Origin of the sequence: Nonomuraea sp. NPDC004580 (genome assembly GCF_040609855.1) — a bacterium.
GTDB classification, from domain to species: domain Bacteria; phylum Actinomycetota; class Actinomycetes; order Streptosporangiales; family Streptosporangiaceae; genus Nonomuraea; species Nonomuraea salmonea.
This window is the reverse complement of sequence record NZ_JBEXLH010000031.1, coordinates 61,289-80,549: the sequence shown is the minus strand read 5'-3', so window position 1 is coordinate 80,549 and position 19,261 is coordinate 61,289. Positions and strand designations below refer to the sequence as shown.

Annotated in this window: 18 protein-coding genes and 1 pseudogene; 7 read left to right on the top strand and 12 right to left on the bottom strand. The window is 73.1% G+C overall.

Annotated features, from left to right (window positions below; all coding sequences use genetic code 11):
- Genes ABZW11_RS28125 through ABZW11_RS28110 form a run of 4 tightly spaced genes read left to right on the top strand, consistent with a single transcriptional unit; the run spans position 1 to position 4,998 of the window.
- Entirely contained in the window at positions 1–1,572 is a 1,572-nt protein-coding gene (locus tag ABZW11_RS28125) for an ABC transporter substrate-binding protein (protein ID WP_355423077.1), read from the top strand.
- Complete coding sequence (locus tag ABZW11_RS28120) at positions 1,572–2,513, top strand: ABC transporter permease (protein WP_355423075.1); 942 nt, start codon at positions 1,572–1,574, stop codon at positions 2,511–2,513. The genes ABZW11_RS28125 and ABZW11_RS28120 overlap by 1 nt, the downstream gene beginning before the upstream one ends.
- The gene (locus ABZW11_RS28115) at positions 2,510–4,336 is read left to right on the top strand and encodes a dipeptide/oligopeptide/nickel ABC transporter permease/ATP-binding protein (protein ID WP_355423072.1); all 1,827 of its coding nucleotides are present in this window, start codon (positions 2,510–2,512) and stop codon (positions 4,334–4,336) included. Before ABZW11_RS28120 ends, ABZW11_RS28115 begins: the two co-directional genes overlap by 4 nt.
- Positions 4,333–4,998, top strand: a complete 666-nt coding sequence (locus tag ABZW11_RS28110) for an ATP-binding cassette domain-containing protein (protein WP_355423069.1) — start codon at positions 4,333–4,335, stop codon at positions 4,996–4,998. Before ABZW11_RS28115 ends, ABZW11_RS28110 begins: the two co-directional genes overlap by 4 nt.
- Here the strand turns inward: ABZW11_RS28110 and menC are convergent.
- From menC to ABZW11_RS28055, 11 genes and pseudogenes are all read right to left on the bottom strand, one after another.
- Positions 4,988–6,088, bottom strand: a complete 1,101-nt coding sequence (gene menC / locus ABZW11_RS28105; protein WP_355423066.1) for an o-succinylbenzoate synthase — start codon at positions 6,086–6,088, stop codon at positions 4,988–4,990. The genes ABZW11_RS28110 and menC overlap by 11 nt on opposite strands.
- On the bottom strand, positions 6,085–6,849 hold the full coding sequence (locus ABZW11_RS28100) for a GNAT family N-acetyltransferase (RefSeq protein WP_355423063.1): 765 nt from the start codon (positions 6,847–6,849) through the stop codon (positions 6,085–6,087). Before ABZW11_RS28100 ends, menC begins: the two co-directional genes overlap by 4 nt.
- Positions 6,850–7,014: 165 nt before the next feature.
- Complete coding sequence (locus tag ABZW11_RS28095) at positions 7,015–7,596, bottom strand: acyclic terpene utilization AtuA family protein (RefSeq protein ID WP_355423060.1); 582 nt, start codon at positions 7,594–7,596, stop codon at positions 7,015–7,017.
- 53 nt (positions 7,597–7,649) lie between these two features.
- Positions 7,650–8,855, bottom strand: a complete 1,206-nt coding sequence (locus ABZW11_RS28090; protein ID WP_355423057.1) for a sodium:proton antiporter — start codon at positions 8,853–8,855, stop codon at positions 7,650–7,652.
- A 70-nt stretch (positions 8,856–8,925) separates the two neighbouring features.
- Positions 8,926–9,186: pseudogene (locus ABZW11_RS28085) on the bottom strand (cation:proton antiporter); the annotation flags it as partial.
- A 304-nt stretch (positions 9,187–9,490) separates the two neighbouring features.
- The gene (locus tag ABZW11_RS28080) at positions 9,491–10,525 is read right to left on the bottom strand and encodes a Xaa-Pro peptidase family protein (protein WP_355423054.1); all 1,035 of its coding nucleotides are present in this window, start codon (positions 10,523–10,525) and stop codon (positions 9,491–9,493) included.
- Positions 10,526–10,662: 137 nt separating this feature from the next.
- Positions 10,663–11,565 (bottom strand): ABC transporter ATP-binding protein, encoded by a 903-nt coding sequence (locus ABZW11_RS28075; protein ID WP_355423052.1) that lies wholly within the window; start codon positions 11,563–11,565, stop codon positions 10,663–10,665.
- A 2-nt stretch (positions 11,566–11,567) separates the two neighbouring features.
- Positions 11,568–12,341, bottom strand: coding sequence for an ABC transporter ATP-binding protein (locus ABZW11_RS28070; RefSeq protein WP_355423049.1), 774 nt, complete (start codon positions 12,339–12,341; stop codon positions 11,568–11,570).
- Positions 12,338–13,216: an ABC transporter permease gene (locus tag ABZW11_RS28065; RefSeq protein WP_355423046.1), complete on the bottom strand. Its 879-nt coding sequence runs from the start codon at positions 13,214–13,216 to the stop codon at positions 12,338–12,340. Before ABZW11_RS28065 ends, ABZW11_RS28070 begins: the two co-directional genes overlap by 4 nt.
- Complete coding sequence (locus ABZW11_RS28060) at positions 13,213–14,355, bottom strand: ABC transporter permease (protein WP_355423043.1); 1,143 nt, start codon at positions 14,353–14,355, stop codon at positions 13,213–13,215. Before ABZW11_RS28060 ends, ABZW11_RS28065 begins: the two co-directional genes overlap by 4 nt.
- Before the next feature lie 12 nt (positions 14,356–14,367).
- Entirely contained in the window at positions 14,368–15,951 is a 1,584-nt protein-coding gene (locus tag ABZW11_RS28055; RefSeq protein ID WP_355423039.1) for an ABC transporter substrate-binding protein, read from the bottom strand.
- A gap of 107 nt (positions 15,952–16,058) precedes the next feature.
- On the opposite strand from ABZW11_RS28055, the gene ABZW11_RS28050 reads away from it, so the two are divergent.
- Positions 16,059–16,700, top strand: coding sequence for an Lrp/AsnC family transcriptional regulator (locus tag ABZW11_RS28050; RefSeq protein WP_355423037.1), 642 nt, complete (start codon positions 16,059–16,061; stop codon positions 16,698–16,700).
- 110 nt (positions 16,701–16,810) lie between these two features.
- Here ABZW11_RS28050 and ABZW11_RS28045 read toward each other — a convergent pair whose 3' ends face one another.
- Entirely contained in the window at positions 16,811–17,146 is a 336-nt protein-coding gene (locus ABZW11_RS28045; RefSeq protein ID WP_355423035.1) for a hypothetical protein, read from the bottom strand.
- 410 nt (positions 17,147–17,556) lie between these two features.
- On the opposite strand from ABZW11_RS28045, the gene ABZW11_RS28040 reads away from it, so the two are divergent.
- Positions 17,557–18,321 carry a hypothetical protein gene (locus ABZW11_RS28040; protein ID WP_355423032.1) on the top strand — a complete coding sequence of 255 codons (765 nt, stop codon included), beginning with the start codon at positions 17,557–17,559 and terminating at the stop codon, positions 18,319–18,321.
- Between the two features lie 5 nt (positions 18,322–18,326).
- A complete protein-coding gene (locus tag ABZW11_RS28035) occupies positions 18,327–19,256 on the top strand; it encodes a hypothetical protein (protein ID WP_355423029.1) in 930 nt (309 codons plus the stop codon).
- The last annotated feature ends 5 nt before the right edge of the window (positions 19,257–19,261 follow it).

Here is a 19,261-nt window from a genome sequence, read left to right as displayed (position 1 = left end):
ATGAGAACACCATTCGCGGCGGGCCTCGCCGCGCTCGCCCTGCTCGCGGCCGGCTGCGGAGGGACGGGGGCGGCAGGCGGGCCGGCCGGGGGCGGCACGTTCACGTACGCGCTGCCCGCCGACCCGGGCGTGCTCGACCCCGCCATGGGCGTGCTCAACGTCACCAACACCACGCTCTCGCTCGCCTACGACACGCTGGTCGGCGTGGACGCCGACGGCAAGATCGTCCCCGCGCTGGCGCAGAAGTGGGACGTCGAGCCCGACAAGGTCACCTTCACCATGCGCAAGGACGCCGTCTGCTCCGACGGCTCGCCCGTCACCCCCTCCGACGTGGCCGCCAGCGTCAACCACATCACCGACCCCGCCACCAAGTCGTCCATCTACGGCGTGCTGGTGCCCACCGGCATGAAGGCGGAGGCCGACGACGCGGCCGGCACCGTGACGCTGTCCATGCCGGAGCCGTTCAGCTTCATCCTGGAGACGGGCCGCGCCGTCTTCGTGGTCTGCGGCAAGGGCGCCAAGGACCGCTCGCTGCTGGCCCGCTCCACCTCGGGCAGCGGCGCCTACCAGCTCACCGAGGCGGTGCCCGGCGACCACTACACGTTCAAGGTGCGCAGGGAGTACGCCTGGGGCAGGCCGGGCAGCTCCATCAAGGAGGCGCCGGAGACCGTCGTGCTGAAGATCGTCCCGAACGAGCAGACCGCCGCCAACCTCCTCGTCGCCGGCTCGCTCAACGGCATCACCCTCTACGGCCCCGACCGCGCCCGCGTGGAGGCCGCGCCAGGCGTCACCAAGGCGGTCACGCCGGTCGCCAACGGCCAGTTCTTCTACCACCAGGGCGACGACAGGCCCACCCGCGACCCCGCCGTGCGCAAGGCGCTCACCCAGGCCATCGACCTGAAGGAGCTGGCCGGCATCGCCTCCAGCGGCACCGGCAAGCCGCCCACCGGGCTCGTCCTGCACCCCCGTCCCTGCCAGGGCGACACCGTCACGGGACACGTGCCCGCGCACGACCCGGCGGCCGCCGCCGCGGCGCTCGACGCGGCCGGCTGGAAGGCCGGCTCCGACGGCGTGCGCGTCAAGGACGGCAAGCGGCTCACCCTGCGCTACCTGTACGCCACCACCCGCGGCGCCGGCGTCCAGGCCGCCGCCGAGTACCTGGCCACCGCCTGGGGCAAGATCGGCGCCGAGGTGAAGCTGAACGGCGCCATCGACACCAAGCTGTCGGAGTCGCTCAACGCCACCCAGGACTGGGACGTCGTCTGGCTGCCCATCGGCGTCACCCTGCCCAGCCAGCTCGTCGGCTTCCTGTCCGGCCCCGGCGCGCCCAAGGGCGCCAACTTCGCGCACCTGGCGAACAAGCGCTACCAGTCGCTCGTCGCCGAGGCGTCGAAGGTGCCCGCGGCCGAGGGCTGCGACAAGTGGCTGCAGGCCGAGTCGGCGCTGTTCGAGGACGCCGACCTGGTGCCGGTGGTCGAGACGAACGTCCTGGAGGCGTCGAAGGGCGCCACGTACGAGATGCTCGCCGGGATGTTCACGACCACCTCCATCCGCCTCACGCAGGGGGGCTGATGAGCCGTCGTGTCGGCGTACGGCGGCTGGTGCGCTTCCTGGTGTCCCTGGCCGTGCTCGTGGTGGCGACGTTCGCGATGATCCACCTCATCCCCGGCGACCCCGTGCGCGCCGCCCTCGGCCCGGCCGCGCCGGTCGAGCTGGTGGAGGCGCGCCGGGCGGCGCTCGGCCTGGACCGGCCGCTGCCCGAGCAGCTCGTCACCTACGTGACCGGCGTCTTCTCCGGCGACTTCGGGACCTCGTTCGTGACTGGCGAGCCGGTCGGCGAGGTCATCCTGGCCCGCCTGCCCAACACGCTGAGCCTGGCCCTGCTCGCCACCCTCGTGGCGCTGCTGGTGGCCGTGCCGCTCGGCATGTGGGCGGCCATCCGCACGGAGAACGGCCGCAACCGCGGCACCGAGCTCACCTTCAGCGCCGGCACGGGCGCGGCGGTGGCGGTGCCGGAGTTCCTGTACTCCATCGCGCTGGTGGCCGTCTTCGCCATCGGGCTCGGCTGGTTCCCGCCCGCGGGCAAGGCGGGGGTGATCACGTACGTGCTGCCGGTCGCCGCGCTCGCGATCGGCCCGGCCGCCATGATCGCCCGCATCTCCCGCGTCGAGACGCTGCGCGAGCTGGGCAAGGACTACGTGCGGCTGGCCCGCGCCAAGCGCCTGCCCGCCGCCCGGCTGCACCTGCGGCACGTGCTGCCCAACACGCTCACCGCCACCCTCACCGTCGGCGGCCTGCTGCTGACCTCGCTCATCGCGGGCGGCGTGCTGGTCGAGTACGTCTTCGCCTGGCCGGGACTCGGGCTCAAGATCGTCGAATCGGTCACCCAGAAGGACTACCCGGTGGCCCAAGGCGTGGTGCTCGTCTACGGGGCGATCGTGCTGGTCGTGAACCTGGGCGTCGACCTGGTGCTCGGCACGCTCGACCCGACGTCCGCGATCAAGGAGGCATGATGACCCCGCTGCTGGGGCGGCTGCGGCGGAACGTGCCCGGCGTGGCCGGGGCCGTCATCGTGGCGGCCATGGCCCTGCTGGCCGTGCTCGGGCCGGTCATCTGGGGCGCCGAGGCCGACCGCATCGACGCCGCCGCCATCCTCCAGGGCTCCTCGCCGGGCCACCCGCTCGGCACCGACAACCTCGGCCGCGACCTGCTGGCCAGGGTGCTGGTGGCGGGCCGCTACTCGCTGCTGCTGGCCCTGGCCGCCACCCTGATCGGCGCCTTCGCCGGCGTCGTGCTGGGCACACTGCCCTCGATCCTGCCCAGGCGCGGCGCCCGCCTGGCCACCGGCGCCGTCAACGCGCTGGTGGCCTTCCCCGGGCTGCTGCTGGCCATGTTCACGGCCGTCGTCAGCGGGCTCGGGGCGCGCGGCGCGGTGCTCGGCATCGGCGCGGCCATCGCCCCCGGCTTCGCCCGGCTCACCCAGACCCTGGCCGCCACCGTCGCCGGCGCCGACTACGTCTCCGCCGCCCGCATGCTCGGCGTGCCGCGCCGCCGCATCCTGACCAGGCACGTGCTGCCCAACATCGCCGAGCCGCTCATCCTGCACCTCACCCAGGCACTCGGCGGCGCGCTGCTCGGCCTCGCCGGACTGTCGTTCCTGGGGCTCGGCGTGCAGCCGCCGGACTTCGACTGGGGACGGCTGCTGTTCGACGGGTTCCCGCGCATCTACGTCACCCCCGAGGTGGCGCTCGGGCCCGCCGCCGCCATCGCGCTGGCCGGCATCGGCTTCAACCTGCTGGGCGACGCCCTCGCCAAGGCCGCGGCGCGCACCACCGTGCCGCGCGGCCGGGCCGTGCCCGCCGCGCCGCCCGGCGAGCCGCCGGCCCCCGACCCGGAGGCCGTGCTGGAGGTGCGCGACCTGACCGTCTCGTTCCCCGGCGGCGCGTCGCCCGTACGGAACCTGTCGCTCACCGTCGCGCCCGGCGAGATCGTCGGCCTGGTGGGGGAGTCCGGCAGCGGCAAGAGCATGACCGCCGCCGCCATCGGCGGCCTCGTGCCCTATCCCGGCGCCGTCACGTACGCCGCGCTGCGGCTCGGCGGCAAGGACGTCGCCACCCTGTCGGGCAAGGAGCTCGGCACCGCGCTCGCCATGGTCTTCCAGGACCCGCTGGCCGCGCTCAACCCCGCACTCAAGATCGGCGGCCAGCTCGCCGAGGTCGCGGTCGTGCACGAGGGCGCCACCCGCGCCGACGCCCGCCGCCGCGCCGTGGACCGGCTCGGCCAGGTCCACCTGCCCGAGCCCGAGCGGCGCGCCGGGCAGCACCCGCACGAGCTGTCCGGCGGCATGCGGCAGCGCGCCGTGATCGCGATGGGGCTCATGGGCGCGCCCCGCCTCGTCATCGCCGACGAGCCCACCACCGCGCTCGACGTGACCGTGCAGCGGCAGATCCTGAAGCTGCTGCGCGAGGTCGTCGAGGAGACCGGCGCGGCCACGCTGTTCATCTCGCACGACATCGCCGTCGTGGGCGAGCTGTGCGACCGGGTCGTCGTCATGTACGCCGGCCGCGTCGTCGAGGAGCTGCCCGCCGACCGGCTCGCGGACGGGGCCGCGCACCCGTACACGAAGGCGCTCATCGCGTCTCTGCCCGACCTCGACACCGACCGCGACACGCCGCTGGCGGGCATCCCCGGCACCCAGCCCGCGCCCGCGGACGTCGGGCCCGGCTGCGCGTTCGCGCCGCGCTGCCAGCTGGCCACCGCCCGCTGCGCGAGCGAGCGTCCAGAACTCGTCGCCCTCGGCCCCGGCCGGCGGGCCGCCTGCTGGGAGGTCAAGTGATCGTCAAGAACCTGAGCGTGCGCTTCGGCGCCTTCACCGCCGTGGACGACGTCACGCTGGAGATCCCCGACGGCAAGGTGGTCGGGCTCGTCGGCGAGTCGGGGTCGGGCAAGTCCACCCTCGCCAGGGCCGTGTGCGGGCTCGTGCCGCACACCGGCAGCGTGGAGGGGGCGCGGCGGGTGCAGATGGTCTTCCAGGACCCGTACGCCTCGCTGAACCCCCGCATGACCGTCGGCCGCACCATCGCGGAGGGCTGCGGCCCCGGCGAGGTGGAGCGGCTGCTCGGCCTCGTCCGGCTGCCCGCCGAGCTGGCCGGTCGCTACCCGCGCGAGCTGTCCGGCGGGCAGCGGCAGCGCGTCGCCATCGCCCGCGCGCTCGGCGGCGACCCCGAGCTGCTGGTGGCCGACGAGATCACCAGCTCGCTCGACGTGTCGGTGCAGGGAGCGGTGCTCAACCTGGTACGCGGCCTGCGCGACGAGCTGGGCCTGTCGATGCTGTTCATCTCGCACAACCTGGCCGTCGTGCGGTACGTCGCCGACGTGGTGGCCGTCATGCACCGCGGCCGGCTGGTCGAGGTCGGGCCCGCCGAGCAGGTCGTCGGCGAGCCCGCGCACGACTACACCCGCGCCCTGCTGGCCGCGGTGCCGCGGCTCAGAGAGTGATCCACTCCGTGGCGGTGGTGACCTCGTCCAGCACGCCCGGGATCGGCTCGACCCCGAGACCCGGGCCCGCGGGCACCTCCAGGTGGCCGTCCACCAGCTCGAACGGCTCGGTGACGTCGGTCGCGAAGTAGCGGCGCGAGCCGGAGGTGTCGCCCGGCAGCGTGAAGCCGGGCAGCGCGGCCAGCGCCACGTTCGCCGCCCGGCCGAGGCCGGTCTCCAGCATGCCGCCGCACCACACCGCGATGCCGTTGGCCCGGCACAGGTCGTGGATGCGCCGCGCCTCCAGGTAGCCGCCGACCCGGCCCGGCTTGATGTTGACGATCGAGCACGAGCCGAGCGCGATCGCCGCGGCGGCGTGCTCGGCCGACTCGATCGACTCGTCCAGGCAGATCGGCGTGCGCAGCCGCTGCGCCAGCTTCGCGTGCTGCACCAGGTCGTCGTTGGCCAGCGGCTGCTCGATCAGCAGCAGGTCGAACGCGTCGAGCCGGGCCAGCCTGGGCGCGTCGGACAGCGCGTACGCGGCGTTCGCGTCCACCTGGAGCAGCAGGCCGTCGCCGAACCGCTCGCGCACCGCCCTGACCGGCTCGACGTCCCAGCCCGGCTGGATCTTCAGCTTGACCCGGACGTACCCCTCGTCGATGTAACCCGCCACCGCGTCGAGCAGCTGCGGGATCGAGTCCATGATGCCGACCGACACGCCGCACGGCACCCGCGTCCGCGACGCCCCCAGGAACCGGCCGAACGACTCGCCCGCCGCCCGCAGCTGCGCGTCCAGCACCGCCGTCTCCACCGCCGCCTTGGCCATCCGGTGGCCCTTGATCGGCTCAAGGGCGCCGGCCACCTGGTTCGCGTCGAGGTTCGCGGGCAGCGCGGGCAGCAGGAAGCGGCGGATCACCTCGGCGGCGCCGTCGACGTACTCGGAGGAGTAGAGCGGCTCGCTCATCGCCACGCACTCGCCCCAGCCCTCGGAGTCGGGCGTCACCACCCTGACCAGCAGCACGTCACGCGCGGTCTCGGTGCCGAACGAGGTGCGGAACGGCGACACCAGCGGCATCGCGATCCTGCGCAGCTCCACTCCGGTGATCTTCACATGCTCTCCACTACGTAGTACGACTTCGCGGCGAACCCCGTCACCTTGCGGCCTTCCGCCATCAGCCCTCCCAGCACATCACGGACGGCGTGCCGCCACGCCTTGCCCGCCCCCTTGTCGGCCCTGCGCAGCGCCTCGATGTCGGGTGGCACCGCGACCAGCACCACCGGCGCGTCCACCGGGCCGGGAGCCGGCCGGCCGCCCTCGTCGGCCAGCGCCATCACCGCGCCCTCCGGCGCCGGCGTGTCACCGGGCTCCCGTCTGGCCAGCGCCTCGACGTGCGGCGCGGTCAGCGGCCATGAGGCCAGCAGCCGGTCGGACTCGTCACCCTGGTTGATCGCGTCCTCCATGACGCCGTAGAAGTACGGCAGGTACTCCACCGGGCGCGCGCCCAGCTTGGCCAGGTTGAAGTGCGCGTTGCGGCGTACCAGCGGGTCGTAGGTCCAGGTGATGCGGGTCAGGCCGCGTTCGAGTGCCCAGCGGCGCTGGTGCTGCTTCAGCTCGAACCCGATGCCCCGGCCCGCGACCGAGCCGGTGACGTGGGAGTGCAGGGCGTTGCCGGCGGCCAGGAACCCCACGGAGCCGCCGACCAGGCGCCCGCCGTCGAAGGCGCCGGCCACGTAGCCGCCCGCGTGCGACAGCGCGCGCATCAGCTCCATCGTGATGGGCGGGTCGCTGGAGCCGAAATCCCAGATGTCGTCGAACAGCGTGTAGACGCCCTCCAACTCCGGCATCTCGTGGAGCTCCCTGACCTCGATCAACGTTTCACCCTTTCCCCTCACTGAGGTTCCATGGCGACGTTATGCCATGGAGGGGCGCCCGGGATTCGTCCGGTACCACCAAGAGGGCGGGGGTCTTTCGTAGCGGAACCTCAGCGCCGTCTCAGCGCCGTCTCAGCGCCGTCTCAGCGCGGTCTCAGCGCCGTCTCAGGGGGCCGCCTCCGCGTGCAAGGCGATGCCGATCCTGCTCGGGGCCTCCTGGCTCAGGCGAACGGACTCCAGCGGCACCGTCACCTCCGGCGTGCGGTAGCGGCCGCCGGAGAACCGGTCGGCCAGCCGCGCCCGGATGGCCGCCGCCGACACGTCGCCGTCGAGCGAGCTGCGCCCGTCGCGCCTGATCTCCGCCGAGCACGGCCCCGGCTGCGCCGCCAGCGCCAGCCCGGCCACCGTCGCCCCGGCGAGCGGTCCCGCGTCGTCCCTGGTCCAGCCGTAGTGCCAGATGCCCGCCGCCACGACCGGCGCCGCGGGGCACCCGCCCGGCGCGGTGAGCACCACGTCGGCCCCCTGCAGCAGCAGCTCGGCGATCTCCTCGGCCCCCCGCGCGACGGGCCGCCCCACCCGCAACCCGGGGAACTCCGGCACCGGCCCGACGAGCGTGTAAATGATCTTCACTCCGGTGGCGCAGGGCGGCGGCCCGCTGTCATGCCACCCGCAGACCACGACGTCAGCCGGCGCACCGGCCGGGGGGACGGGCGACACAGCGGGCTTCCACGTGCCGATGCGCAGCATGCTCCATGACTACCCTTCGCCGCGAACCGTCACACGCCGTCATGCCGTGGTGGTCAGCGCAGGCTGCGGGCGTCGAGCCGGCGCAGGATGCGGGAGATGATCGCCGGGTCCGCCGCCGGGTCGCGGCGGGCGTCCAGCACCACCTGGCGGGCCGCCGACATCATCTCGTCCTGCACCCGGCGCATCAGCTTGACCCGGCGGACCCGCTGCTCGTACGCCTCCCGCCGCTCCTCGTCGGCGGCCTCGGGGCTGAGCCGCACCCCCATGTCCAGCAGGCGGCGGTTCAGCACCTCCATCACCTCCTCCGGCAGGCCCTCGGCCTCGTCGATCTCGCGCAGCCGCCGCTTGGCCGCCTTCGCCGCCGCCACCGCCAGCCGCTTCTCCAGCTCCCGCTCCGCCGCCGTGTCCGCCTTCACGCCCAGCTTGCCCACCAGCCACGGCAGCGACAGGCCCTGCACGATCAGCGTCGTCAGGATGACCGCGAACGCGATGAACACGATGACGGGACGCTGCGGGAACGCGCCGTCCTCCGTCTCCAGCGGGATGGCCAGCGCCAGCGCCACCGACGCCACCCCGCGCATGCCTGCCCACCACATCACCACCGTCTCCCGCCAGCTCAGCGGGATCTCGGTGTCCTCGTGGCCAGGACCGCGCGCCTTCCTCGCCAGCCAGGCCGCCGGCAGCAGCCACACCAGCCGTACGAGGACCACCACGCCCACCACGGCGGCGCTCCACCACAGCAACTCGCCCAGCCGCCCGTGCACCGTGCCGAGCACCGCGTGCAGCTCCAGCCCGATCAGCCCGAACGCCACCCCGGTCACCAGCGTGTCCACGACCTGCCAGAACGTCGCCGAGGCGAACCTGCCCAGCACGTCGTCGGCGTCCGACATGCGCTCGCTCAGGTAGAACGACGTCGTCAGCACGGCCAGCACACCCGAGCCGTGCAACTGGTCGGCCAGCGCGTACGACACGAACGGCACCAGCAGCGACACCCCCACCTGCAGCGTCGCGTCGCCCAGCCACGCCATCAGCCGCCCGCCCAGCCAGCCCAGCGCCAGCCCCACGATGACGGCCACCACCGCCGACAGCACGAACTCGGTCAGCGCCCCCGGCCACGAGAACGTGCCCGTCACCACCGCCGCGATCGCCACGTGGTACAGCACGATCGCCGTCACGTCGTTGAACAGGCCCTCGCCCTCCAGCAGCGACACCATGCGCCTGGGCAGCCCCAGCCGGCCCGCCACCGCCGTCGCCGCCACCGGGTCCGGGGGGGGCCACCAGCGCGCCCAGCGCGATCGCCGCGGCCAGCGGCAGCCCCGGCACCAGCGCGTGCGCCACCCCCGCCACGGCCGCCGTCGTCACGAACACCAGCGCCACCGCGAGCAGGAAGATCGGCTGCCAGTTGGCCGCGAACTGGCGCCACGAGGTGCGCTGGACGGCCGCGTACAGGAGCGGGGGCAGCAGGAGGGGCAGCACGATGCCAGGCGGTACGTCCACGTTCGGGACGAAGGGCAGGACGGCCATCACGATGCCCAGCAACGTCATGAGCACCGGCGGCGGCAGGCCCAGGCGGTCACCCAGCGGCACCATGAGCAGCGCCCCCAGGAGCACCAGCATGAGCAGCACGAACTGGTCCACGAACGCCCCCAACCGATCGCCCGGACCAGCCTAGTCCAGCCCTTTTCCCCACCCCGAGAACCCACCCCCTCGGGCGCTCACACCCTTCGGAGGCTCTCCCGTCGGACGGGCTCGTGTCCTTCGGGGATGGGGTGGGAACCCCGCCCTTTGGGGTTTGTGTCCTTTGGAGGTTTTCCGCCTCACGGGCTCGCGTCCTTTGGGGGGTGGGGTGGGGAGCCCTCGCCCGCTCGGGCTTGCGGTGCTCGTGGGAGTGGGATCAGCGGTCGAGGACGTGGAGGGTGTGGGGGAGGGAGCCCAGGGGGAGGGCGCCTGACTCCGTGCAGGCGATGACGTCGGCCAGGCGGGCGCCGAACAGGTCCGGTACGTGGATCGCCGGCTCCAGGCAGAACGTCATGCCCGCGGACAGGACGGCGTCCTCGCCGGGACGAGGACCCTCGTCGGGGCCGAGGCCGATGCCGTGGGCGACGTGCGGGGAGGCGTAGCGGCCGTAGCCGCTGCCGTCGATCACCTCCGTGACCGCCGTGGCCACCTCCGACATCGGGACGCCGGGACGTACGGCGGCCAGCCCCGCCCGGTACGCCGCCGGCACCACCGAGTACATCGCGTCGAAGTCCTCCGGCGGCTCGGCCACCACGAACACCCGGGCGGCCTCCGCGCAGTAACCGCCCCACCGCCCGCACACCGACACGGTCACCGCGTCCCCGGGGTTGATGACCCGGTCGCCGGGCACGTGCGAGGGCCTGGCCGTGTGCTCTCCCGCCGCGACCCGCAGCGCCGTCACGTCCTCGCACCCCGACTCGACCAGCAGCAGCCCCAGCCGCCTGGCCATCTCCCGCTCGGTCGCCCCGAACCAGGACAGCTCCCGCGCCCCCGCCAGCACGCCCTCCGCCGCAGAAACGGCCCGCCTGATGGCGGCCACCTCGCCCGGCTCCTTGCACAGCCGCAGCGGCGCCAGCACCGTCGAGGCCGGTACGAACTCCGCCTCGATCGCCAGCCCGAACAGCTCCCGCACCCGCATCTCAGCGTCCACCCCGACCCGCCGCACCCCTGAGGGCATCAGCGAGGCGGGATCGTCCGTCTCGGCCACCACCTCCGCCGTCACCACGAGGAACGCCCCCTCGCCGCCCCCCAGGTACCGGTAATCGGGCGAGGGCCGCAAAACCAGCGCATCCACCCCATCCGTCACCATCCGCTCCCGCACCGCGACCACCCGCGAGGCCATCGGCCCCACCACCGGCCCCACCACCGGCCCCACCACCGGCCCCACCACCGGGCGCACCACCGGGCCCACCGGCCTCACCAACGGCCCGGTCGCGGGGCCGTCCCCCGGTCCAGCGAGCCCGGGCGCGCCCATCGCCGCCGCACCCTCCGGCCCGGGACGCTCATCCGGCGTGCGGTCCGCACCGAAGGGATCAGCGGGTGGCGGGGTCACTTGGGCTCGTGGAGCCAGCAGGCGACCGGGCCGAAGGCCGGCTCCTTCTCGCGGCACACGTCCATCACCGACGGGCAGCGCGGGTTGAAGCGGCAGCCCGACGGCGGGAAGGCCGGGTCAGGGACGTCGCCGGGCAGCTCGGCGGGCAGGACACCGAGGCCGTCCGGCTTGGGGATGGCGCCCAGCAGCGCCTCCGTGTACGGATGCCGCGGCCGCGCCCACACCTCGGCCGTGTCGCCCACCTCGACGATCTTGCCGAGGTACATGACCGCGATCCGGTCCGCGATCAGCCGCACCACCGACAGGTCGTGGCTGATGAACAGCAGCCCGGCCCCCGACGACACGGCAAGGTCCCGCATGAGCCGAGCCACCTGCGCCTGAGCGGAGGCGTCGAGCGCGGAGATCGGCTCGTCCCCGATGAGCAGCCGGGGCCGCGCCGCCAGCGCCCTGGCGATGGCGATGCGCTGCCGCTGCCCGCCGGAGAACTCGTGCGGATGCCGCCCGGCGAAGTCGCGCGGCAGCCCGACGCGTTCGAGCAGATCGGCGGGCGTCGTGGAGGTGTCCCCCGAGGTGCGCAGCCCGTCGGCGATCTGGTCGCCCACCCGGCGCCGGGGGTTGAGGGACGCGTACGGATCCTGGAACACCATCTGGATGCCGGTCAGCTTCCTGCGCCGCAGCCCGAGCGGCGTCACCGGCTCGCCCTCGAACGCGATGGACCCGGCAGTCACCGGGTTCAGCCCGCAGACCGCGCGGGCCAGCGTCGACTTGCCGCAGCCGGACTCCCCGACGAGCCCGACCACCTCACCGGGCCGCACCTCCAGGCTGGCCCCCGCGACGGCCCGCACCACGGGACGTCCGGGCGAGCGGTGCTCCACCACCAGGTCGTCGATGGTCAGCATGCTCAGCGCACCTCCGTGTCGGGCAGCGAGTCCAGCAGCGAGCGCGTGTAGGCGTGCTCGGGCTCGCGCAGCACGCGCCCGCGCGGGCCCGACTCCACCACCAGGCCGTCCTTCATCACGCTCACCTCGTCGGCCACCGCCGACATGACGCCCAGGTCGTGCGTCACCAGCAGCACGGCGAGCCCCAGCTCGTCGCAGAGCCCGCGCAGCAGCCGCAGCACGCCGGCCTGCACGGTGACGTCCAGCGCCGTGGTCGGCTCGTCGGCGATCAGCACCTTGGGGGAGCAGGCCAGCGCGATGGCGATCGCGATGCGCTGCCGCATCCCGCCGGAGAACTGGTGCGGGAAGCGCCCGTACGCCTCCGCGGGGCCGGGGATGCGGACCTTGCCGAGCAGCTCGACCGCCCGCTCCTTCGCCTCGGGCTTGCCCAGCCTCAGGTGGTGCCGCATGTGTTCGGTGAGCTGCGTGCCGATGGTCAGCATCGGATGCAGGCTGGTCGCCGGGTCCTGGAAGACCATGGCGACCTCGCCGCCGCGCACCCGGTTCAGCTCCTTGGGCGGCAGCCGCAGCAGGTCGCGCTCGCCGAGCGTGATGGACCCCGACGCCTTGGCGCCGTGCGGCAGCAGGCCCAGCACGGCGAGCCCGGTCATCGTCTTGCCCGAGCCGCTCTCACCGGCCAGCCCGTGCACCTTCCCGGCCTCCAGCCGCAGGTCCACGCCGCGCAGCACGTCCTTGCCGCCGATCGTCACCTTCAGGTCCGCGATGTCCAGCGTCACAGGGCACGCTCCTTGATCGCGCGGGCCGTACGGGGGTCGAGGGCGTCGCGCAGCGTGTCACCGAGGAAGTTGAACGCCAGCACCACGGTCAGGATCGCCAGGCCGGGGAACGTCGCCACCCACCAGCTGTCGAACACCTCCACGCCCGACGCCACCATCGCCCCCCACTCGGGCGACGGCGGCTTGGCGCCCAGGCCGAGGAACGACAGGCCCGAGAGCAGCAGCAGCGCCGTGCCGATGTCGAGGGTGGCGAGCACCAGGACGGGGCCGGTCACGTTCGGCAGCACGTCCACCCGCAGCGAACGCCACACCGAGAAGCCCAGCAGCCGCCCGCTCAGCACGAACTCCCGCTCCCGCACGCCCAGCACCAGCCCGCGCGTCACCCGCGCGTACGCCGGCCAGGCCACGACCAGCACGGCCAGCACCGCGTTCGTCAGGCTCGCGCCCAGCGCCGCGGCCACCACCATGGCGAGGATCACCGTCGGGAACGCGAACACCAGGTCCGCCACCCGCATGATCGTCTCGTCCACCCAGCGGCCGAAGTAGCCGGCGCACGCGCCCAGCAGCCCGCCGATCAGCACCGACAGCACCACCAGCAGCAGCGTCAGCGGGATCGACACGCGCGCCCCGTACATGACCCGGCTCAGGATGTCGCGGCCGAGCTGGTCGGTGCCGAACCAGTGGCCGGGCCCGGGGGCGGCCAGCCGCGGCAGCTCCTGCGCCAGCGGGTCGTGCGGCGCCAGCGCGGGCGCCGCCAGCGCGATCACCAGCCAGGCCACCGCCAGCACCGCGCCGACCACGGCCAGCGGCTGCCGCCACGCCTCGGGCAGCCGCCGCAGCAGCCCCCTGCGGGCCAGGGGGTCCCGCCGTCTCATCGCAGCCTCACTCGGGGATCGATGACGCCGTACAGCACGTCCACGATCAGGTTGATGACCAGGTACACCACGCCGACGACCAGGCCGACGCCCATCACGGCGGGCAGGTCGAGGGTGGTGGCGCTCTTGTACGCGTACTGGCCGACGCCCGGCCAGGCGAAGATGGCCTCCACCAGCACCGTGCCGGACAGCAGGCTGCCGAACGCCAGGCTCGCGACCGTGATGACGGGCACGAGGGCGGAGCGCAGCACGTAACGGAACAGGATCGTCCGCCCGGGCAGGCCCTTCGCCCTGGCCGCGCGCACGTAGTCCTGGCCCAGCACCTCCAGCACCGCCGAGCGGGTGAAGCGGGTCAGCAGCCCGATCGTGTAGAGCGCCAGCACCAGAGCCGGCGTGACCAGGTGGCCGACGGCGGAGGTGAAGATGTCCCAGCGGCCGGCCAGCAGCGCGTCCACCGTCTGCAGGCCCGTCACCGGCGGCGCGGAGCCGAGCGCGGCGTCCACGCGCCCGCTGCCCGGCGTGATCTGCAGCCGGTAGAAGAAGACGTAGAACGCCACCAGCGCCAGCCAGAACGTCGGCACCGAGATGCCGATCAGGCTCAGCACCCGCAGCGCGTGGTCCGACAGCCGGTCCCTGCGCAGCGCCGCCACCACCCCGAACGCCACGCCCAGCACCAGCGAGACCAGGATCGCCGCGCCGGCCAGCTCCAGCGTCGCCGGCACGAACTCCGCCAGGTCCTGCGCCACCGGGCGGTGGCTCTGCTGGCTCGTGCCCAGGTCGCCCTGGACCAGGCCCTGCAGGTGGATCAGGTACTGCTGCCACAGCGGCTTGTCCAGGCCGTGCTCGGCCCGCCACTGCGCCACGATGGCGGGGTCGCCGAGCGCGCGCTGGCCGAGGTTGGCGGCCACGGGGTCGCCGGGGACGAGGTTCGTCAGCACGAACGTCACCAGCGTGATGCCCCACGCCATGAGCACGGCCAGCAGCACGCGCCGCACGAGGAACCGCACCAGCGGATGCCCGCCCCGCCGCCCACTGGGCCGCCCGCTGGGCCGCCCGCTGGGCCGCCGTGCCGCGCCCGCCCTCTGCCCGGCCGGGCCGCCGGCGGGCGGGCCCGCCGCCGGTTCCTGGGTCTCCGACACTTGGGACGTCCCCTACTTCACGCCGAGGTCGGCGACGTCCACGGTCCACACCGGGTGGTACTCGAGCCCGGTCACCGACGCGGCCGTCACGATGTTCTGGCTCGGCTGGATCAGCGGCACGAACGGGCCCGAGGCGTTCAGCTTCGTCTGGACGTCCACGTACGCGGCCTTGCGGGCGTCGTCGCCGATGGCCTTGGCGGCCTGCTCACCGGCCGACTCCAGCTCCTTCGACGCCCCCTCCTTCCAGCCGGCCCGCAGCCCCACGGTCTTGCCGGGCAGGAACGCCAGGTAGTCGCTCGGGTCGGGGTAGTCGGGGCCCCAGTACCACAGCCCCATCTCCTCCTTGCCGTTGCGGTAGTTGTCCAGCGCCGTCGTGACCGGCGCCGGCTGCAGGTCCACCGTGATGCCGACCTCCTTGAGGTTGGCCTGGATGCGCTCGGCCAGCGGCTGGAACGACAGGCCGTTCACGGTCAGCTCGCTCGGGTACTCCAGCTTCACGGTCGGGTTCGACAGCCCGCTCTCGGCCAGCGCCGCCTTGGCGCCCTCGACGTCCCGCTTCGCGCCCTGGCCGGGCGGCAGCGCGCCGAGCAGCTGCGACGGGATGATGCCCGGCGCCTGCGTCGAGCCCTCACCGGCCAGCTCGAGCAGGCCCGCGTAGTCCACGCCCTTGCGCACGGCCTCGACGAACTTCGGGTTCGTGGTGGTCTTGCTGACCGCGGAGTCCTGGTTGGCGAGCAGGAAGAGCACGTTCGCCGAGGGCGTCTTCTTCACCTGCAGCGTCGGCGGCATGCCGGTGACCTGGTCGCCCGACAGGTTGAGCGCCACCTGGCTGTCGCCGCGCTGCACGTTCAGCTTCTGGGTGGCGGCCTCGACGTTGCGGATGACGACCTTGTCGTAGGCGGGCTTCGTGCCGTAGTACTTGGGGTTCGCCTTCAGCGTGACCTGGCTGCTGACGTTGAACGACTCGATCTCGTACGGGCCCGAACCGGCCGACGTCGAGTTGAGGTACTGCTCGGCCTTGTCCTGCGGGTCCGTGGTCGCGCCGTGCGCCTTGGCGACCTTGCTGTTGATGATGCCGAGCGCCGGGTTCGGCAGGATGTACGGCAGCGCCGGGTTCGGCGTCTTCGACGTCAGCGTGATCGTCGAGTCGCCCTCCTTGGCCACCTCGACGCCGTCCAGCAGGAACGACGGCGTACCCTTCATGTCACGCACCCGCGTGAGCGAGAACACCACGTCGTCGGCCGTCAGCGGAGACCCGTCGGCGAACGTGGCCCCCTGCTTCAGCTTGAGCGTCAGCGTCTTGCCGTCCTCCGACAGCTCGTACGACTCGGCCAGCGCCGGCACCGGCTTGGTCACGTCGGCCCCGTCGAACGTCAGCAGCGTCTCATAGAGCGCCTTGCCCACGATGAGCCCCGTCGGCTCGTACGTGCGGCCGGGGTCAGCGGTCTTCAGGTCGAAGGAGGTGTCGATGACGAGGGTCTTGCCCCCGGCGGCACCCGATGCCCCGGTGGTGGGTGTGGTGCCGCCGCTTCCGCAGGCGGCGAGGGCGAGTGCACCGGCGAGCAGCACAGCCGCCGTCTGCGAGCGGGTCGCCATGTAGGTCCTCCAAGGTTGGACGTTCGGCAGAAGGATGTCGAGGATTGTGCGGCAGAACGTCCAGGCTCCGTGCGGTCGGCGAGACGGATATAAAGAGCGGTGAGGTTATGATGAGTGAAATTTCCAGAAATGGTGCCACGGGTGGCGGTCAGGCTGGACGGATCGGAATCGGTCTCGAACTGGACGAGATCCACATGAAGATCCTCGAGGTGCTCAGGGAGAACGGCCGCATCTCCGTCGCCGCCCTCGCGGAACGCGTCGGCATCTCCCGCGCCAACGCCTACACCCGCTTCGAGGCGCTGCGCGCCGACGGCGCCATCAAGCGCTTCACCGCCGAGATCGACCACGTCAGGACCGGGCTCGGCATCACCGCGCTCATCTTCGTCACCGTACGGCAGCAGATGTGGAAGCAGTTCAGGGCCGAGCTGGCCCGGATGCCGGAGGTCGAGTACTGCGCGATCACCACCGGGCAGCACGACGCGATGATCCAGGTGCGGGTCTCCGACGTGGCCGCCGTGCACACCATGGTGACCGACCGGCTCGCCAACATCCCGGCCGTCAAGGCCACCGAGACGGTGTTCATCCTGGACGAGGTGCTCAAACGGCCGTACGTGCTGCCCAGCGACCGCGACCAGGCCGCCCGCGCCCAGCGCCGCCCCGCCCCGGAGACCCAGGGCGACGTGCCTCTGGGCAAGATGCGCTTCGTCGGCGCGGCGGAGGGCCGCGCCGCCCTCCGCAAGGACACCTGACCTCGCGCGATCGCCGAAATGAGCCGCCCCTTCCGGTGAGGCCACCCCATCTCGCGCGCTCGCCGAGGTGAGCCGCCCCTTTCGGGGCGGTCACCCCGGCTTCCGGGCGGTCAGGGGAGCTCGGCGCAGACGCTGACGTGCGGGGTGTCGTCGCCCTCGAAGCTGAACTCCTCCACCAGCCGCAGCCGCCCGTCGTCGCCGGTCTCGATGCGGCTGGTCGCCTTCCCGGCCGCCTTGCCGCCGGCCACCAGGGCGTGCACGTAGGAGATGGTCACCTCGGCGCCGTCGCGCGTCCCCACGAAGCGGCCCTGGGTCACGGTGTCGCCGGTGTAGCTGCCCCACACGAGCCCGTCGTCCTCCCAGTACTCGAACCGTGTGGGACCATCGGGATCGACCTTGCTCGCCGTCGAGCTGACCATGACGAATTTACGACCGTTGAGATTCACGCGGTCCATGGTCCCGACATTCCCGAAATCTCATCATTCGGCTGGACATCTTGTGGGACATCACGTCAACTTTCCGGCAATCCGTCCAGTCCGCCACCGCCTCTCCACCGCGCCGCCACACGGCTGGTCCATCCGCCCTCAGGCGGTGGCGCGCCACGGAAGGCGGTACGCGACGCCCACGCCTCCGGCCGCCTTCGGGCGGTGGGGTGTCACGGGAAGCGGTATGGGGCGTCCACGTCTCCGGCTGCCCTTCGCGTAGGGCCCCGGGTCCCTTAACGTAGTGATCTTCGCGGTGGCTCGCCGGAGGTATGGGCTTGCCTGGGACTTTACCTTTGAGCGCCTGACGCCATCATTGCACTGTGTGATAGTAATATGACACTGCGTATCCGAAAGAGGTCCGGGAGATCTTCATGGCGTACACGCTCTCGATCTTGGCGGCGGTGGGCGCGGTGGCGCTCACCGCGCTGGTGTTCAGACGGGTCAAGAGAGCAGGCGAGGATCGTGATCCGAGCGGCCCGTCCGCCGCGCACGCCGGGGCGATGCTGTCGGCGATGTTCCTGCTCGTGTTCGCCATAGCGATCATCGTCCCCTGGACGACGGCCGACGCCGCGAGGCTCAACACCCACGCCGAGAGCCAGGCGGCCGTCGACGCCTACTGGGCCGCCGCCGAGCTGCCCGGCAGCGCGTCCGAAGAGGTGCGCAGGTCGCTGCGGGAATATGTGGCGTTCGTGGTCAGGGACGAGTGGCCGCTGATGAAGGACGGCCGCATGCACCCCGTCGGGGCCGAGCGCATGGACGACCTCCGCGCCCGCGTCACCGCGCTGCCGGCGGCCAACGACGACGAGGAGGACGCCAAGTCGCAGGTGCTCGAACACCTCCGCGCCATCTCCACCGCCCGCGCCCAGCGCACCGCCGACGCCGCCGCCCGGCCTCCGGACGGTCTGCTCCTCCTGACCGTCCTCACCGGGGCGCTGGTCGTCATCTTCCCGTTCCTCGCCGGTGCCAGGCCGCGCGGGCTCGCGATCCTGCCGCTGGTGGCGACCGCCGCGCTGATCGGGTTCGGCACGTACCTGACGTGGGACATCTCCCGCGCCTTCGACGGACCCCTGGCCGTGGGGCCGGAGGCGTTCAGGGGAGCCCTGGACGAGTTCGCCCGGATCACCGGAAAGGTGTGACCGTGATGACAAGGCGCGGCCCGCTCCTGCTGGCCACCGCCCTGATCACCGCCACGGTCACCGGCCCCGCCACCACCGGCCTCGGCCCTCCTCCGCAACGCGGCGCACTGACCGCAGCCGACCGAGCCGCCCACCAGGCGCACGCTCCGGCCACAGCACCGCCCTCGCCCCACGCACAGCAACTGTCGCGGTACGCGGCGGCGGCGCCGATGCGGCACGCGCCGGTCGCGTCGCACGTGCCGATGGCGGCGGCGCAGGGCGTGGCGGGGCCGGAGCGCGTGCAGCCCGGTGGTGGACGGGAGGGGGTGGTGCTGGTGGCCTCGCGGCGGGTGCGGGTGGCGGCTCGCGTGACCGGGCCGGGGCGGGTGCCGCCGCCTCGTCAGCCGGCTCGGCCGCTCGTCAGGCAGATGCCGGTGCCCAAGCCCGGCGCGGTGCCCAAGACTCGTGCGGTGCCCAAGCCGCGGCCTGTGCCCAAGGTGTCCGTGCGGCCGCCGGCGCCGCCCAAGCGGGTCAGAGTCGGGCGGGACGTGCGGGTGCCGCGGGTGTGGGTGCAGAGTTCGCCTCGGCCCAGGGTGTCGATCGCGATGCCGGACGCCAAGCGGCATGCCGCGCCCAAGGTGACGGTGCCTCACGTGACCGTTTACCCGGACGGGCTGTGCGCGGGGGACGTCCAGCTGGGGGAGTGCCCGCGCGGGCGGCCCCGGCAGGTGCAGCGGGGCGTGCCGCCGCTCGTACCGGCTGAGGTGGTCCTGCCGCCCACCCCGACGCTCACGCCCACTCCCACGCCGTCCCCGACGCCGTCCGCGCGGTCGCACGTCATCCGGGCCGAGCCGGCGGAGCGGCGGCGGAACCCGTTGAGCACCGTCCTGCTCACCGTCGTCCTGGTGACGGCGATCACCTCGACCACCGCCGTCGCCTTCCGCGCCCGCCGCTGACCGCG